The organism is Rhizobium pisi (assembly GCF_003938655.1).
GTDB lineage: Bacteria > Pseudomonadota > Alphaproteobacteria > Rhizobiales > Rhizobiaceae > Rhizobium > Rhizobium pisi.
The window spans coordinates 20,849-38,077 of record NZ_RJJT01000032.1; the positions used below are offsets into that span (position 1 = coordinate 20,849).

A 17,229-nucleotide genomic window follows, 5' to 3' on the forward strand; every position below is an offset into this window, starting at 1 on the left:
GATTTTGTAGCCGACCGGGAGACGAAACATGCGCCTGCTCATCGTCGAGGACGAACCGGGAATCGCGCTGATGATGGAGGACGTCGCGATCGACGCCGGATTCGAAATCGCTGGCATTGCGGGGAACATGTCAGAGGCTCTGGAGCTCGGCTCTGAAGCGGACATCGCCATCATCGACGTCCGGCTTGGGGACGGACTCACCGGGCCATCCATTGCCCGCGCCCTCTTTTCGGGATTCGGACTTGGGGTGGTCTATTTCACCGTGAACCCCGGCCTTATCGAGAATCCGGAGGCTGTCGTCACCAAGCCGGCGAGCCCCGAAGGAATCGTGGACGCGTTATCCATGGCAGCCCAGAACGCTCGCGCAAGAACGCATCGCGTCGCGAGCGGCCCCACCTTTCACTGAATGCATGAGGCACTCGGCTTCCTCCCCAACAAGCCATTGCGACACTATTCCTATTGTCGGTCAGGAGGTGGCACATGCCCGGTCCACAACGTATGAAGCGGCTGCCCTCGAATTTTTCAGCGACGGCTACTGTGGGCTCGGGAACTCCCACCCTAATCGGGACCATGTCGATTGTGGTTGGGCACGCCTGAACGCTCCGGCATTAAGCTCCGCCCAATAGCGGCCAGCTCCGGCGAACGGACCCTCACCGGAGGCCTCGCGCGCGTTCGAGCGCTGCAACCGCCGCACACCGAGACTGGTTCTAACCTGCAATTGATGTTTAGAGAGCCCTGCGCTGAAGCGGGCGTCGAACGGGCAGAGAAGCCCACTTTTTCGTCCCGCAAAGACCTCCTGCCGCTTCGGTCCTTTGGAACATGCTGACTGGGCCTGCGTTTCATGACGAAGGCAATAAACCGCTGTGCGGGACTCACATGGACCATCGGAATGTCTCGAAAATCCGCGTCAGTGTTCTTTGCTTGGCCGCAGCCCTGGCAGGCTGCTCTTCTTCCGAGTCTGATCAGGTTAGCGTGCAGTCGAAATTGATTTCTTCCTGCTCGAATTCGGCTCGCATGGCGCTGGAAGGCTGGCACTTGAACCAATTGCCGGAAGCGTACGTACGGCAAACCTTGCAGTCGATGCAGGGCAATGTCGAAAGAGCAGCTTCTGAAATCGAAGCCCTCCGCGACGTCGACACGGCGCAGCGCGAAATGCTGGCTAGGTCGGTCACCGACATTGTCAATTTACTCAGACAAGCGCAGAGCCAGGTTGCGCATGGAGATCACGATACCGTACAAACGACGCTGCACCTCAAAGATGCGATCGAGGGTCTCAGCCTGACTTCGGGTGTGAAACGCTCCACATGAAAAAGATGTTGGAAATATCGCTGGGAATAGTGACGAGTGTCGGCGGCTTTCTTGAAATCGGATCGCTGGCGACGGCTGCCCAAGCTGGATCGGCCTTCGGCCTTCAACTCATCTGGGCGATCATACTCGGCACTGTCTGCATCATTTTCCTTGTTGAGATGGCTGGCCGTTTTGCCGCGGTAAGTGGCCACACGATTTCGGACGGCATCCGTGAACGGTTCGGGTTCAACTTCTTCTTGCTGCCTTTTCTCTCGACCCTGTTGCTCAATTTAATGGTTCTCGCAGCTGAAATTGGAGGCGCCGCTATTGCGCTGGAGCTTGCCACAGGCATTGCCTTTCAGTGGTGGGCACCGGCCGTTGCGTTCCTTGCCTGGTTGTTGCTCTGGAAGGGCACTTTCGGTTTCATCGAGAAAGGCGTTTCCATCCTCGGTTTGGTGACGCTTTGTTTCGTCGTTGCAGCAGTATTGCTAAAACCTGATTTGAAGTCGGTGGCCGCCGGGGCTTTGCCAAGCATGCCAAAGCACGATTATGCCAGTTACTGGTTTATGGTCGTCAGCATTCTCGGCGCCTCGATATCGCCATACCTATTCTTGTTCTATTCGTCTGGCGCCGTCGAAGATCAATGGGACGAAACGTACCTAGGCACCAATCGCGCCATTGCAGGACTGGGAATGAGCTTTGGCGGCACGATATCGATCGCCGTGCTAATTGTGGCGGCCCTCGTGCTGGCTCCCAACGGGGTGGTCCAAGTCACAGATTACCATCAGTTGCCGACAATGCTCGTCCCCGTGTTTGGTCGCTGGGGATACTGGCTGTTTGTTGCTTCCTTGGGTATCGCCTGTTTCGGCGCGATCCTCGAACTTGGGTTACAGCAGGCCTATCTGGTAGCTCAGGGACTGGGTTGGAACTGGGGCGAAGATCGCAAACCAAGCGAAGACCCAGGATTTAGCGCCGCCTATACGCTGGCCCTTTTGTTTGCGGCCATTCCGATCGTCTCTGGTTTCGATCCGCTAAATCTGACGATCCTGTCCATGGCTTTGACCGCAGCAACACTTCCGCTAACAGTTATCCCGTTTCTATTCCTGATGAATGACGAGCGATATGTTGGAAAACATGGGAACGGACTCATCTCCAATTCTGCAGTCGTCTCGATCATCCTGCTGGGCTCTATCTTGGCGATTGTGAGCATCCCGCTTGAGCTACTTGGAGGCACATGATGGATTTGCTGCGTGATGTTCTCGACAAGCAATTGGTCGACCGACATGGCGTCAAGATGGGCAAGGTCGACGGCATCGTCGCCGAACTTCGGCGAGACGGCCCGCCCCGCGTGGTCGCAATAGAGGTCGGCGCTATTGTCATGGCCCGTCGATTTGGCCAACGGCCACAGCAATGGACAACTTGGCTCGCATCCAAACTTGGCGGAGAGGTACACTCAAGACCCCATCGCGTGGCATGGAGCACCGTCCGCGACGTTGGCGTTGACCTTAAGTTGGACGTGGCCGTGAGCGATACCGCAATTTTTGATTGGCAAGATTGGTTACGAGACAGGGTGGTGAGCAAAATTCCTGGAGCATGAGATGGATGAGATCAATATCGAATTGTTGGTGGGTCGGGCCGTCTTATCGAGGGAAGGAAAAACAATTGGTCATATTGAGGAGGTACGGGCGGAGCAAGAAGGACCAGATCTTGTCATAACCGAATTCCATGTCGGCTTGTATGCAACCATGGAGCGAATGTCAGCATCGCCGATAGGCGCACATGTCCTGGGTCTTTTCCGCCTGCGCCGCAGACATCGCGGCTATCGCATACGCTGGAATCAAATCGAACTCGGCAAGAGCGAGCTAAAGCTGCTTTGCGACGAGAAGGAACTTGCTTCGCTGGGCTGAAGTCGTTGCCGCAATCAGCTCTGCTCTTAGGCTCGGTGCCGGGCGGTGCGGTTAAATCCGCCGTCGCTTGTCGACGCTTCGCCACTCAATTCGATTTTTGCAAACGAAAAATCCAAATTTTAAGTCTCAGTGCAGCTTGAACTCGCCTTCGACGCGGCGCCATTCGTTGGGTCCGATCAGGCGCTGATGCGTATAGCGGACGGAATGCAGCGGCCCGTCAAGGTTGGCCTGCCAGTAGTTGAGGAACCTCTGCATCTCGGGGAAATCGGGAGCCAGGTCGTAATCCTGCCAGATATAAGTCTGAAGGACGGATTCGAAATCGGGAATGCGGTAGAGGATATGCGCGGTGGTGAGACCATAGCCATTGAGTTGGCGTTCAAGATCCGATGAAAATTGCATGCTTCATCTCCGTTTCACGACATTGCGAATGTGGCGCAAAATTTTGCGGCCATCAACAGGTTTTCAACGAAGAACGACAGTTTATTGTTCCTTTCCAGCATGTTAGCAGCCGATCAATACGAGTGCTAATTTTTTCGTGCTGACCTCTTGAAATCGAAAAACCGGCAAACCAGATCATTTTGCGCAAAACGCTCGACTGAGGTTTTGCACCTGCCCGGACTGGTCATCCGGTCCGGCCAGGGGAACAACGTCATCATTGTTTGTCCATCGGAGGAAAACATGTCGTTCCGACCGCTTCATGATCGCATTCTTGTCCGCCGGGTTGAGTCCGAAGAGAAAACGAAGGGTGGAATCATCATTCCCGATACCGCCAAGGAAAAACCGCAGGAAGGCGAGGTTATCGCCGTCGGACCCGGCGCGCGCAACGATGCCGGCCAGGTCCAGGCGCTCGACGTCAAGTCGGGCGATCGCATCTTGTTCGGCAAATGGTCCGGCACCGAGATCAAGATCAACGGCGAGGACCTGCTGATCATGAAAGAAAGCGATGTCATGGGCATCATCGAAGCCCCGGCAGAGCAGAAGCAGGCCGCCTGAAGGCCGACTCATCCGTAAATTAGCTGCCTATTGAGGAGTTAAAGAAATGGCTGCGAAAGAAGTCAAGTTTCATACCGATGCCCGTGAACGCATGCTGCGTGGGGTCGATGTGCTTGCCAATGCTGTGAAGGTGACGCTTGGCCCGAAGGGGCGCAATGTGGTGATCGACAAATCCTTCGGCGCACCGCGCATAACCAAGGACGGCGTTTCGGTCGCCAAGGAAATCGAACTCGAAGACAAGTTCGAAAACATGGGCGCCCAGATGCTGCGCGAGGTGGCATCGAAAACCAACGATCTCGCCGGCGACGGCACAACGACCGCGACCGTTCTTGCCCAGGCAATCGTCAAGGAAGGCGCCAAGGCGGTGGCCTCGGGCCTGAACCCGATGGACCTGAAGCGCGGCATCGACCTTGCTGTCGACGCCGTGGTCAAGGAACTGAAGACCAACGCGCGCAAGATCTCCAATAATTCGGAGATCGCCCAGGTCGGCACGATTTCGGCCAACGGCGACGAAGAGATCGGTCGTTATCTTGCCGAGGCAATGGAAAAGGTCGGCAACGAGGGCGTCATCACCGTCGAGGAAGCCAAGACGGCCGAAACCGAACTCGAAGTCGTCGAAGGCATGCAGTTCGACCGTGGCTATCTCAGCCCTTACTTCGTCACCAATGCCGAGAAGATGCGCGTCGAGTTCGAAGATCCTTACATCCTCATCCACGAGAAGAAGCTTTCGAACCTGCAATCGCTGCTGCCGGTTCTCGAAGCCGTCGTCCAGTCCGGCAAGCCTTTGCTTATCATTGCTGAGGACGTCGAAGGCGAGGCCCTTGCCACCCTCGTCGTCAACAAGCTGCGCGGTGGTCTGAAGATTGCTGCCGTCAAGGCCCCGGGCTTCGGCGACCGCCGCAAGGCCATGCTCGAAGACATCGCCATCCTGACAGGCGGCACTGTCATTTCCGAAGACCTCGGCATCAAGCTTGAAAACGTCACGCTCAATATGCTTGGCCGGGCCAAGAAGGTGGCGATCGAGAAGGAAAATACCACGATCATCGATGGCGTCGGTTCCAAGACCGAGATCGACGGCCGCGTTGCGCAGATCCGCGCGCAGATCGAAGAAACCACCTCTGACTACGACCGCGAGAAGCTGCAGGAGCGCCTTGCCAAGCTCGCCGGCGGCGTTGCCGTCATCCGCGTCGGCGGCTCGACGGAAGTCGAAGTCAAGGAAAAGAAGGACCGCGTCGACGACGCGTTGCATGCAACCCGTGCGGCCGTCGAGGAAGGCATTCTGCCAGGCGGCGGTGTGGCGTTGCTGCGGGCCGTCAAGGCGCTCGACAATCTGAATACGGCCAACCAGGACCAACGTGTCGGCGTCGAGATCGTGCGTCGCGCGATCGAGGCACCTGTGCGTCAAATCGCCGAAAATGCCGGCGCAGAAGGTTCGATCATCGTCGGCAAGCTGCGCGAGAAGTCCGACTTCTCCTACGGCTGGAACGCCCAGACCGGCGAATATGGTGATCTCTACGCACAGGGCGTGATCGATCCGGCCAAGGTCGTGCGCACCGCGCTCCAGGATGCAGCCTCCGTTGCCGGCCTGCTGGTGACGACGGAGGCCATGATCGCCGAAAAACCGAAGAAGGAAGCCGCTCCGGCGATCCCCGCCGGTGCCGGCATGGATTTCTAGGGCACGCCGGCCCGCCCTGCTCTTGAAGGGCGGGCCTCCAGCAATGGAGGAACAAATGGTTCAAACGATCATCAAGAAGTCGCAAGCGCCGCTTGATTCCCGTGACCTGGAAGTCTGCCAGCACGTCTTCGATGACCTCAGAACGATGGCGGACGTGCCTCGCAATTCTGAAGAAGCCGAAGGCATCGCGGCCATCGTCGTGGAGCTTTATCGGCAGGGCGTTCGCAATAGAGAACAGCTGAAGACCATGGTTCAGGCCGCGCGCGGACTGTTCGAAAAGCAGCCTACTCAGGCGGGCGTGACCATAGGAGAGTCGACAAGGTCCATTGGTCCTATATCCGAGGAGTCGGAACATGAGAAAGGAAACCGATAGCAATTCTGCAGCCAAGCATGCCGTAGCAACAATCAGCGCCGCGCATCTGTTGCACCCGGCCATGCATTTCGATCATCCCCGCGACGTGCTGATGGCAGACAATATCAGCAAGGACGAGAAGCGGGCCATTCTGGCCTCGTGGGCGTCCGATATATGTGCAATCGAATCCATGCCGGCCTGGCGACGCTATCCGGGTACGGAACAGATCGTCTCTTATGATGAGGTTCTTGCGGCTTTGAAGGCCCTCGATGGCGGTGATCAGAGCACCTCGTCGCAAAAGCCGGCCGCTTCCCTCAACGACAGCAAAAGCCGCCGCCGCAGACCCCTCGCGCACCGATCCGGTGGCGGCTTCGGCCTGTGCAGCTACTGGAAAGGAGGGCGTCGCAGACAACTATTCGATTCCCTCTGACCGCCGCGTTTCGGACGCGGAGAAGATTTTTGCCGACGACTCTTTGCTCACTTGAGGAGGTTTTGCCGATGAAGATCGCTCAGATCGCACCGCTCGCCGAAAGCGTTCCCCCAAAGCTCTATGGGGGAACGGAGCGGATTGTCTCCTATCTCACCGAAGAACTCGTTGCACAGGGCCATGAGGTCACGCTCTTTGCCAGTGGCGACTCCGTCACCGATGCGAGACTGGTGCCCTGCTCAGATCTTGCGCTCCGACTCAACCTGGCGGTCAAGGACCACTTGCCGCATCAGGTCGTGATGCTTGAGGAAGTTCGCCGCCGCGCCTATGAGTTCGACGTGCTGCATTTCCACATCGATCTATTGCATTTTCCGCTGATCCGGGACTTTGCCGATCGTACGTTGACGACCTTGCACGGCCGTCTCGATCTGGCGGATCTCAAGCCCTTCTACAAGGCCTTCGCAGATATTCCGCTCGTATCGATCTCCAATGACCAGCGCCGGCCGATGCCACCTGTCAACTGGGCGGGGACGGTTTACCACGGCCTACCCGCCGATCTGCTACCCTTCACAGAAAAACCAAAGGGCAATTACCTCGCGTTTCTCGGCCGCATTTCGCCGGAAAAGCGACCCGATCGCGCCATCGAGATCGCGGCAAAAGTCGGCATGCCGTTGAAGATCGCCGCCAAGATCGACTATGCCGATCGGGCCTACTGGGAAACGGTCATCGAGCCGATGATGAAACGTCACTCCAATGTCGAGTTCATCGGCGAGATCAATGAGCATCAGAAGGCGGCGTTCCTTGGAAATGCTGGAGCCTTGCTTTTCCGATCGATTGGCCGGAGCCGTTCGGACTGGTGATGATCGAGGCAATGGCTTGCGGCACCCCGGTCATCGCCTTCGGCTGCGGCTCGGTTCCGGAGGTTATCGACAGCGGCGTGTCCGGCATTCTGGTCGACAGCGTGACCGAGGCGGCCGACAACGTCGAATGGGCGCTTCGGATGGACCGCCGCAGAGTGCGGGCGACATACGAGAAGCGCTTCACCGCGGAACGGATGGCGCGCGACTACCTCGACCTCTACCGCAACCTACCCGGCGTCCGTACCAAAGCCGCTCCACTTCGCCGGTCGAATGGGCACCCACTCGACCTGCAGGTGGTCGCCTGAGACTTCAGGAGGAGCAATGCCGATCGCTTCCGCAAACAGCAGTTCCGCGCCCGCATCGGCCGGCCCGGCGGCACCGACCGGGCAATTTTTCATTCCGGCTGCCGCATCGCTGCAGGAGCGCCGGCCGCGCACCCTCAAGCATGGCGATACTTTCGCCGTCTTCGATCACAATGGCGACGCAGTTTCCTGGCCAGGCAGCCCGGAAGGCCTATTTCATCGCGACACCAGACATCTGTCGCATCTCTACCTGACGATCAACGGCAAGCGCCCGATGCTGTTGTCGTCGACCCTGCGCGACGACAACGCGACGCTTACCTGCGATCTCACCAATCCCGACCTGTTCGACGACAAGGAACGGCTCGTCCTCGGCCATGACCTCATTCACCTGCAGGTCTCGCTTCCTCTGGAATGCTCACTGTTACGAGCGGCTCTCGATAAGGAATTTTGACGACCGGCCGCAGCTCATTCGTGTCGAGATTGCGTTCGGAGCCGATTTTGCCGATCTGTTCGAAGTTCGAGGAACGGTCAGGACGAGAAGAGGGCGCCATCTTTCCCCCGTCATCGAGCAGGATTGTGTCTTTCTCTCCTATATCGGCCTCGACAAGAGGAGCCGATCGACGCGTCTTTCCTTCGAGCCGAAGCCGGACCAGATCGGCACCGACCATGTCACTTACGATCTCCGCCTGGCACCGCATGAAAGCCGGTCTTTGTTCATAGAAATCGGTTGTGACGCGACTGAGCCTCGAAAACCCGGCCATCGTTCGTTTTTCCTTGCCCTGCGGGATGCACGCAGGGCCCTGCGCGCTTCTTCGTCGCGCGCCGCTTTGATTGCAACGTCGAATGAAATCTTCAACGAAGTCGCCCGACGCAGTATCGCCGACCTCTACATGCTGATGACAGACACGCCTGAAGGTCCCTATCCTTATGCGGGAATTCCCTGGTTCAGCACTGTCTTCGGACGCGATGCAATCATCACAGCGCTGCAGACCCTGTGGCTCGATCCGGAGATCGCCCGCGGTGTACTTGGGCATCTTGCCGCCAACCAGGCGACGGATGTAGATCCGGCTTCGGACGCCGAGCCGGGAAAAATCCTGCACGAAATACGCGCCGGTGAAATGGCAGAACTCGGCGAAGTTCCTTTTCGCCGCTATTACGGCAGCGTCGACTCGACGCCGCTGTTCGTGATGCTGGCCGGCGAATATCTCAGGCGAACCGGTGATTTTGCGACCATCGACCGTCTCCTGCCGCATATCGAAGCCGCACTGACATGGATTGATGACCATGGCGATCGCGACGGCGACGGCTTCGTCGAATATGGCCGGCAGACGCAAGAAGGGTTGGTCAACCAAGCATGGAAGGACAGTCATGACTCCATTTTCCACGCGGACGGTACGCTGGCAAAGGGTCCGATCGCGATCGCCGAAGTTCAGGCCTATGTCTTTGGCGCCTGGCAGGCGGCGGCCGAGATCTTTCGTCTCTTCGGCCGGCCCGAACGGTCCGCTAGCTTCCTAGCGCGGGCACAGGGCTTGCGGCGCGCCTTTGATATTAGTTTCTTCGACGAGGAGCTCGGCACATACGTTCTGGCGCTAGACGGGCACAAGCGGCCCTGCAGGGTCCGCTCCTCCAGTGCCGGCCATGCCCTGTTCACCGGCATCGTCTATCCCGAACGGGCCGCACAGCTCACCCTTACTTTGATGAGTGCCTCCTCCTTTTGCGGCTGGGGCATTCGAACTATTGCCTCCACTGAGGTGCGCTACAATCCCTTGAGCTACCATAACGGCTCGATCTGGCCACATGATAATGCCCTGATCGCCAGCGGCCTTGCCCGCTATGGTTATCGCGCTGAAGCCGCGCGGATATTCGAAGGACTATTTGCCGCCTCGACCTATACCGGCTTACGGCGGCTTCCAGAACTCTTCTGCGGCCTCCCGCGCAAGCGCGCGCAGGGGCCGACCTTCTACCCAGTCGCGTGCTCCCCGCAAGCATGGGCGGCGGCAACGCCTTTGTCGTTACTGCAGTCATGCCTTGGTCTTGAGTTTGATCCCAACGCCTTACAAATCAGTTTGAACACGCCGCGGCTTCCGTGTTTCCTTGACGAGGTCAGGTTGCGGCGCTTGCTGATCGGCAAAGGCTCGGCCGACATTGCGATCCGCCGCTCCGGCCGCAATGTCGTCGTAGACGTCATCGGCCGCAAGGGTGACATTCGCGTGCTTACGACGGCATGACCGGTTGCGTCATGGCGGCCGGGACAGTGGCAGCCAATTTCATTTGTCCTGCACTTCGTCGTCGGCGGAGAGCAACTCAACGAGCGCGGCAACCTTGCCCGTCGGCAGACGCCGACCTTCGCCCATCAAGGCTTCGTCGTTGCTGGCCCATGCAAATGCCTCGGCGAGTTCAGCGTAAGCGCTGTTTGCCTCGCACCTTGACCAGGGCGCGTTGTGCCGTTTCGAAGGCTACCGCTGTGACAGAGATGGCAACAATGTACCAGAAGCGGACATGCGAATTGGGCCTAAGCGGAAGATTTTGAGTTCCTACTGCTCGACCCTCGCAAAGAACTTCAGTACGCACGCACGTCTCCTCTTTCATGCAATCGCTGGTTCCATGTTCAGCATGGTCGATGCGGTGTTCGTGCTCCGGTATTTCGAGTTCATCGACCCGACCGTGACGCAGATGATATTTCAGGGTCTCCCGCGCATAACACAATGGCCCGAGGCTTTGGCTCCACGAGAGAGCGTCGTCGCGGTCAGCTGTTCAAGCACCATCTGGCCGAGCACCAAGCACTCTTGACGGAGTAGGGCCTCCCAATCCCGCCTTCGCTCTTTTAGTGTCTTGACCCGGAGGCGCTCCAAAGAGACGTCTGTACTCACGGCTGAACTGCGAGGCGCTCTCGTAACCAACCGCGAACCCCACCTCGGCCGCACCGGCCTGATTTGCGATCATGCGTCGGCGCGCCTCATGGAGCCGAATGTATTTCTGATACTGAAGCGGACTGACGGCGGCGACGGCTTTAAAGCGGTCGTAAAAAACGGATACGCTCATGCCTGCAAGAGCCGCGACCGCCTTGAAATCGAGACGTTCGGTGTAATGGTCGCGTATCCAGGCCATGGCCTTTCGAATGTGCATCAGTCGAGAATCTGACCCGGCAATCTGACGCAGCAGGCCGCCGTGCGTGCCCATCAGCAGCCGAAACATGAGTTCATGCTCCAGAAGCTGAGCCATGACCGGGATTTCGGTGGGGCGATCGAGCAGTTCCAGCAGTCTGCCCCAAGCGCCAAGAAGCGACGCGCTCGCAGTGCTGACACCGTATCCCGATTCAATCGGCAACTCGGGCATCGCTGCCATCTCAAGGACGAGGTCGGACAACAGAGCCGGGTCCAGAAAAAGACCAACTGCGACAAACGGTCTATCTTGTGAAGCCTCGCATACCTGTCCCAACGCGGCGATCTCGGCCGCGACGATCATGCTTTGACCAGGTCCGTGCTCGAACTTCTTGTCGCCGATAAACATGCGCTGAGTGCCCTGTATCACCAAGGATGCCGCCGGATCATAGATCAGCGGGTCGATCTCGGTCGTATGGTCGAGAGTGTAAGCGAACAGCCTCGGCAATTTAAGACTCGGACTGCCTGCGTGGCGCATTGCTATGTCGCGTATTTTGTCAAGTTCTGTCATTGAGCGACCCTAAGCCGATTGCCCAGTCCTATCAAGCGCTCCGGAAGATCGGGCAAGAATGACGGAAGTTCCGGCATCGTAGCATCGGGGTTCAAATCCTATTGTCGCTTTCAAGACGGAGGCCATCGGGGCTTCTGATGATCCAGGAGAAACTGCCATGCCCACCCCAATCGAAACTGTTTCGGCCTTTTGCGCGGCGTTCGTTGAAGACGGCGGAAGACCAGCGGTCCGTCGTTGGCTCACGCCCAACACGCGCTGGGTCAACGAAGGTGTATCAGTTACGACGGGCGTCGACGAGGCCATCGCCATGATCGACGAACTGGAGAAATCGATGGGCATCTCGACGGTCCATATAGACATGCTCGCGATAGCGGCAGACGGCCCCCGCGTTCTCACCGAAAGGCTCGACCGGTTCGAGCGTGCCGACGGCAGTGAAATCGGGCGCGTGATGATTATGGGAATCTTCGAGGTCGAAGGCGACAAGATTGTCGAGTGGCGGGACTATTTCGACGTGCTCGCTGTCCAGAAGTTCGCTAAGGGCTAAGACAGCGACTGGCGAACGATTGGGCTGAACGCGAAGTTTATTAGTTCAGCCGACAAAGGACGACAACCGAGATTCGGCTACTTACTACAAGAGATTCGAGCCATGCAAGTTGCCGAAGGGCTCAGGGATTGTAACGCCACTATTCCGCGGCAACGACGTCGATCCGTCCCGTCGAGGTTAGCGCTTCCAGATCATGCAGCCGGGCGCTCGGGGCGACGTTTCGAGCTATGTCGATAAGATGTCTGTGATGAGTCAGATAGATCACCTGTCCGTGTCGGGCCATCTCTGAGAACAACCTAAACGCCTCTTCGGCTCGAAAGTCGTCGAACGTCTCCATAATATCGTCGGCGATGAACGGGATCGGCGCGTGGTTCCCCACCAGCTCGTGATAGCCGGCGACACGAAGTGCCAGGTACAACTGGAAGCGGGCTCCCTTCGACAATTCGTGGGCTGCTTTGGATCCACCGGATGTGGAAACGGCGATCAAAATTTCGCCGTCCTTGCCGGGCTGCGCGGCCACCTCCCGATAGGCTCCTCGGCTGATTGTCCGAAACGCAGCGGACGCCCTTGACATCATGCCGCTGCGGTGACGGTCTCTGTAAAGCTTCAAGCCGTGATCTGCGGCGACGACGCCTGCGCGGAGCTCCATGTACCGCTTTGCACCATCCTCTATTTCAAGCAGCGTCGTTCGTCTGCGCTCTTCAATTTCAGCGACCTTCGAGTCGCCTCCAACGGCATCGAGAGAATCCTGCGATTTCGAGCGAGCGTGAAAGATTTCACTGCACCTCTTGTCCTGATCCTGCAACAACGGCGTCAGTCCGGCGAGTTCCGCTTCGAGTTCAGTCCTATCAGCCGAAACGGCCATGACCTCCACTTCGGACAAGTCGCGTGCGCCGACACTCTGCACGATTTCGTTCTCCAGCTCGCAGATAGAATTCACTAACTCTCGGCGCCGCGCAGCAAGATCCATGCGTGCATTGACATCCTTCAAATCGACAACGCCGAAGAATGCGATCATTTGCTGGGCCTGCGCATCGAGAAGCTCCTGTGCTAGCTTGAGATCGTGGTGCTCCTTTCGTTTGCCGTCCAGCTCGCCGTCGAGTTTCTCCCGGCGCTGCTTATTCAGGCCAGCATCGGTCACCTTGTCGACGACAGCCTGAGCAAGTTCACTGAGGGATCTATCCGGGGCGATTCCAAGCTTCTGACATAATTCGAGAACCATTGCCTCGAACGCTGCCCTATCCTTCTCCATCTTCTGGACGCGGTCTGTGAGCCCCTCCTTGGTCTCGATCGCGGAGGCGAGCTTCTCAAGCGCCGCAAGTATCTCGTTTGCGGCGCTGGGACCCGGCACGGATGCAAGTTCACCGAGCCAGCACGTCTCGCAGACTGCCGCCCATTGTGAATTCCAAGCGGCTACGTCACGCTCGGCGTCGTCAAGGGCACGCTGGCGCTCCAGGCGTTCTTTGCGAAGCCGCTCCATCTCCTGAACACGGCCGAGGGCGGCCCCGTGGGCATCCAGCGCCTCGTCTGCAACCGACAATAGCGCTGCAATGTCTGCGTCCCGATGGAAGGATAATCCAGCAGTGGTCATCGCATTCATAAGAACGAGCCGGGATCGATCAACCCGATCGCGCACGTCGGCGATTTCCTGTTCGATGCTTGCCAGACCTTCTTTGGCCTTGAGGGCCTCGTCCCGCTTCGAAAGCCAGTCTTCGAGCTCGGCCGGGTGGCTTCGATCAAGCCGGGCGCCCGGCGCGAGTTCGCGTACCACGTCGGCGACCTCAGATCTGATACGATCGAGTTCGCCGAGAGCGCGCCGGTGGTGTTCCTCGGCGGATTGAACATCCGAGGCGGTCGATGCGCGCCGCAGCAGAAGCTGGTTCAACTTGCTGATCTCCGCAGCGTGCAAAAGCCGCTTCGATCCAAGATGGTCGTCCGCCCTCATGGCAGCTTCAAACGCATCCGCAGAGGCGGCGTCCATCGTCTGCCGATGTGTCGTCCACGCGCTTTCGCGAAGACCACGGCTGGCGGAGATACTGGCTTCGTCGATTTCGCCCGCCTGCTCGCGGACCGCCGCAATCTCCGACTCCAATCTTCGGACCTCGGGCTCTATCCGATCGAGATCAGCGCGGGAGGTTCTTACCTTTTCTTCGCTCTGCCTGAAGGCATTCTTCCAGTCTTCCAACCTGATCGGCGAAGGACCTGCCATTAGGCTCAGGTCAACAACGGTGCCACGCCACGGAAGAAGCCGCGCCAACGCTCCCGACAACGTCAAGGAGGCAGCGTCGCGACGCCGCGCCAGTGAGCGCAGCGGAATCTCCTCGTCAGAACGTGGAACAGCCTTGACCGTCGCCGCTAGCAGCTCGAATGCCCTGACCCTTTGGGATGAAAGGGGTGAATTCGCTTCCAAAGCCTCGTCGCAACCGGCTGAGAGCGCTCGCTCCGCCTTGGCGACCTCGTGGGCCGCAGCGGCTCTCTGGGCATCGACACCGGATCTCGAACCGATCAGCTCCCGAAGCGTGCCGACGGTCGCGGCATCGAGGACGAGCCTGGTGGGGGACGCTTCCCCGGACCGTCCTAACTGTAAAAGTATGCTTTCAACAGAAAGATCGGCTGCGCGGGCGGAAAGCTTGGGTATATCCTTCTCAGCAGTCAGGAACCGGGCCTTCAGTTCAGCCAGCTCGTCCATGCTTGAGGCCAAGCGCAGAGCGACCGGATCCGGCTTGATCTCAGTGGCCTCCTCTTCGATCGATCCGATGGAGCGGAGTACGGCCTGCAGCTTGACCCGATGTTCGATTTCCTTGGTCCGAAGAGTGGAAAGCTCCTCCCGCCAGGATTCCGGCGGCTCCGGTACGACCTCCATGAGCCGAAGGCTTTCCTTCAGTCCCGCCAACCGGTTCATGGGAAGCAAAACTTGGAGAATGCGCCTTATCTCGTTGATCCGTTTGTGGGTCGCGGCCCTATCGCCAACGGCCTCCTCGTAGAGGCGGCCCATCCGGTCCCTTTCTTCAACGAGTTTGTGATGGTCGCTGGCCTGCAGATCCAACGCTTCGCGTTGCTGCTTTAGTTCCTGGAGCTTCGCCTTCAGATCGCCGAGGACGCCGCTGCGAGCGCGATACCGATAGAAGCTGTCGGCCTCGCCACGGATCGCAACCAGTTGCCGGCCAAGGCCAGAAAGGCCTGCGCTGGCAGAGAATAACAGTTGGCCGAGATCGCCTTTGCTGGCGAGAATTCCCTCTCCGCCCTTCTCCAGCGTCTCGTCGTCGAGAGAGAACATTGTGGTGAAGGCGTCGCGGTCGATGCCCCCGAGGTCGGCCCTAACAAGTGCGTCCGGTAATGTCCGCTCCTCGTCGTCGAGCAGACTGTTCTGAGGTCGTTTAATGCGGACAAACTCGTGGTCCAGACCGCCGACATGCATATTGGCGCCGATCCGCATCGTCGGATAGGGATGTAGGAATCCATATTTGCTGGAGCTGGGAATGCCGAAGATCAAGTCCAGGATGGCGTCGAACGTCGTCGACTTGCCTGCCTCGTTAGGGCCGTAGATTATGTGGAGATCGGGCCCATCCGCAGGCCGAGGTCCGAAGTTGATGACGCCGTCGGTGAACTTGCCGTAGCGCGTGAGATCGAGGCGATTGATCCTCATCTATTCCCCCTCGCCGCCGCGAAGACGCGCAACGACATCGGACGATCCCTCTCGGGCGAAGCTTCTCAATATCCGCTGGAAGGATATCTCGTCGGCTCCGAAGATGTCCCGCAGTTCCGGAGGAAGCTGACCACGCAGTTCGTCCGCGATCGCTCGGACGTCCTGCTGGTAGTCGGTCGAATCCTTCACTTCCTTGTCGATTATCGTCACGAGTTCCTCAAGCGCTCCCGACCTGTTTTCGGAGCGGCTAGGCGGTACGCATGACGTATGGACCTTGTCGATCCAGACATTTCCAATCATCGCGCCGCGGGTTTCCATCTCGGTCCGGACAAGATCGAGATCGCGACGAACACGCCAGGCCAGCTCGTTCGATCCGGTAATCTCCAGGCGGGTGACGAGATGGTCGGCCTCCACGACCGATCGCAGATCCTCCATTTTTTTGAAGATCGTGCCGATCATTTCCTTCCAGTCCGACGCACCCGACACATCTACCTCGAGCCGCTCGAACTGCGCGACGCTTGTCTGCCGCTCTTCGACGACGACTGACTTATCGTCGCGTATGGTCACTAGTGAAACGGACTTCGGACCGTCCTCGTTAATGTCGCGGCCCTGGGGAATTCCCGGCATGACAACGGCCGACAAAGCGCCTTCAACGATTGACCGCTTATGTATGTGTCCCAACGCCCAGTATCGGAAACCGCTTCGTTGGAGATCGGTGACACTGCACGGGGCGTACAAGTCGTGTTTCTCGGAGCCGCCAAGGCTCGTATGCATTATCCCGATGTTGACCGTATCTGGCACCGGCGGTTGATAGCGTACCAGCAGGCTTTCCGGCGCATGTGGCTTGGCGAAGCTGAGCCCGTGAATGACCACAGGAAAATGCCCTGGCGCGCGATCAATGGCCACCGTTTCGGCGGTCGCACCGAAAACTTTCACGCTATCAGGCATCACCAGCTCGGTCGTGATCCTCGACAAGGCGTCATGGTTGCCGCGGATGATAAAGCTTTTGATCCCAGCCTCGTGCAGCCGGCGAAGCTGCTCGGCCAGAAATCGCGCCGTTTTCATCGAAGTCTGATCGCCATCGTAGAGATCGCCAGCGAGTACGAGCGCATCAACCTGTTCTTCGAGACAGAGGTCTATGATCCGGACGAACGCGCGCCGCGTCGCCAATCCTATCACTTCGGACAGCTCGGGATTGCGCAACGCAAGCGTCTTCAACGGCGAGTCGAGATGCACGTCCGCAGTATGCAGAAAGCGATAGGTCAATTCGGAACCTCGTGCGTGGGTCTCCGTCTATACGCGACTGCCTGCGCGCGGGCCAGTAGATATTCGTGTTTTGTTCCCTTTTCCACACCTATGTCAGCGTGACTGCTGATCGGTTAGTGTTTGCTTCGATTGTCTCCAACGATCCCGTTAGGGGGTGCGGAGTTTTGCCATACGCGTTGGCGTCAGGGCAGGAAGCGTGGCTGATAGGAAGATCACGGTGCTTCTGATACACACAAAACCTGCCGCGAGAAGATCGGCTGGATAGTCGACTTGATTGGTGATGACAGCGATGCCGTAA

General features: G+C 58.4%; 14 protein-coding genes and 2 pseudogenes. 12 read left to right on the forward strand and 4 right to left on the reverse strand.

From position 1 onward, the window contains the following. Nucleotides 1-28 precede the first annotated feature (28 nt). From EFD55_RS29860 to EFD55_RS29880, 5 genes are all read left to right on the forward strand, one after another. On the forward strand, nucleotides 29-406 hold the full coding sequence (locus EFD55_RS29860) for a response regulator (protein WP_125850278.1): 378 nt from the start codon (nucleotides 29-31) through the stop codon (nucleotides 404-406). Nucleotides 407-876: 470 nt separating this feature from the next. Then, a complete protein-coding gene (locus EFD55_RS29865; RefSeq protein ID WP_125850280.1) occupies nucleotides 877-1,308 on the forward strand; it encodes a hypothetical protein in 432 nt (143 codons plus the stop codon). After that, nucleotides 1,305-2,525: an Nramp family divalent metal transporter gene (locus tag EFD55_RS29870; RefSeq protein WP_125850282.1), complete on the forward strand. Its 1,221-nt coding sequence runs from the start codon at nucleotides 1,305-1,307 to the stop codon at nucleotides 2,523-2,525. The genes EFD55_RS29865 and EFD55_RS29870 overlap by 4 nt, the downstream gene beginning before the upstream one ends. After that, entirely contained in the window at nucleotides 2,525-2,884 is a 360-nt protein-coding gene (locus tag EFD55_RS29875; RefSeq protein ID WP_125850357.1) for a hypothetical protein, read from the forward strand. Before EFD55_RS29870 ends, EFD55_RS29875 begins: the two co-directional genes overlap by 1 nt. A gap of 1 nt (nucleotide 2,885) precedes the next feature. Beyond that, on the forward strand, nucleotides 2,886-3,194 hold the full coding sequence (locus EFD55_RS29880) for a hypothetical protein (RefSeq protein ID WP_125850284.1): 309 nt from the start codon (nucleotides 2,886-2,888) through the stop codon (nucleotides 3,192-3,194). Nucleotides 3,195-3,320: 126 nt separating this feature from the next. Here the strand turns inward: EFD55_RS29880 and EFD55_RS29885 are convergent, their stop codons facing one another. Then, nucleotides 3,321-3,593 (reverse strand): usg protein, encoded by a 273-nt coding sequence (locus EFD55_RS29885; RefSeq protein WP_125850286.1) that lies wholly within the window; start codon nucleotides 3,591-3,593, stop codon nucleotides 3,321-3,323. A gap of 279 nt (nucleotides 3,594-3,872) precedes the next feature. Here EFD55_RS29885 and groES point away from each other — a divergent pair, with 279 nt between their 5' ends. The 6 genes and pseudogenes from groES to EFD55_RS29915 all read left to right on the forward strand — a co-directional run bounded on the left by groES (nucleotide 3,873) and on the right by EFD55_RS29915 (nucleotide 10,031). Then, complete coding sequence (gene groES / locus EFD55_RS29890) at nucleotides 3,873-4,187, forward strand: co-chaperone GroES (protein WP_125850288.1); 315 nt, start codon at nucleotides 3,873-3,875, stop codon at nucleotides 4,185-4,187. A gap of 46 nt (nucleotides 4,188-4,233) precedes the next feature. Continuing rightward, nucleotides 4,234-5,862: a chaperonin GroEL gene (gene groL, locus EFD55_RS29895; protein WP_125850290.1), complete on the forward strand. Its 1,629-nt coding sequence runs from the start codon at nucleotides 4,234-4,236 to the stop codon at nucleotides 5,860-5,862. 55 nt (nucleotides 5,863-5,917) lie between these two features. Further along, entirely contained in the window at nucleotides 5,918-6,235 is a 318-nt protein-coding gene (locus EFD55_RS29900) for a hypothetical protein (protein WP_245438290.1), read from the forward strand. Then, on the forward strand, nucleotides 6,216-6,644 hold the full coding sequence (locus tag EFD55_RS29905) for a hypothetical protein (protein ID WP_125850292.1): 429 nt from the start codon (nucleotides 6,216-6,218) through the stop codon (nucleotides 6,642-6,644). Before EFD55_RS29900 ends, EFD55_RS29905 begins: the two co-directional genes overlap by 20 nt. A 68-nt stretch (nucleotides 6,645-6,712) precedes the next feature. Continuing rightward, a pseudogene (locus EFD55_RS29910) lies at nucleotides 6,713-7,806 on the forward strand (glycosyltransferase family 4 protein). Nucleotides 7,807-7,822: 16 nt separating this feature from the next. Then, nucleotides 7,823-10,031 (forward strand): annotated as a pseudogene (locus tag EFD55_RS29915) (amylo-alpha-1,6-glucosidase). Between the two features lie 526 nt (nucleotides 10,032-10,557). Here EFD55_RS29915 and EFD55_RS29925 read toward each other — a convergent pair. After that, nucleotides 10,558-11,475 (reverse strand): AraC family transcriptional regulator, encoded by a 918-nt coding sequence (locus tag EFD55_RS29925; RefSeq protein WP_125850294.1) that lies wholly within the window; start codon nucleotides 11,473-11,475, stop codon nucleotides 10,558-10,560. Nucleotides 11,476-11,632: 157 nt separating this feature from the next. Here EFD55_RS29925 and EFD55_RS29930 point away from each other — a divergent pair, with 157 nt between their 5' ends. Next, the gene (locus EFD55_RS29930; RefSeq protein ID WP_125850297.1) at nucleotides 11,633-12,019 is read left to right on the forward strand and encodes a limonene-1,2-epoxide hydrolase; all 387 of its coding nucleotides are present in this window, start codon (nucleotides 11,633-11,635) and stop codon (nucleotides 12,017-12,019) included. A gap of 139 nt (nucleotides 12,020-12,158) precedes the next feature. Here the strand turns inward: EFD55_RS29930 and EFD55_RS29935 are convergent, their stop codons facing one another. Both EFD55_RS29935 and EFD55_RS29940 read right to left on the reverse strand, forming a co-directional pair. Then, on the reverse strand, nucleotides 12,159-15,665 hold the full coding sequence (locus EFD55_RS29935; RefSeq protein ID WP_125850299.1) for an ATP-binding protein: 3,507 nt from the start codon (nucleotides 15,663-15,665) through the stop codon (nucleotides 12,159-12,161). Then, nucleotides 15,666-16,931, reverse strand: a complete 1,266-nt coding sequence (locus EFD55_RS29940; RefSeq protein ID WP_125850301.1) for a metallophosphoesterase family protein — start codon at nucleotides 16,929-16,931, stop codon at nucleotides 15,666-15,668. It lies immediately after the preceding gene. Nucleotides 16,932-17,229 lie beyond the last annotated feature (298 nt).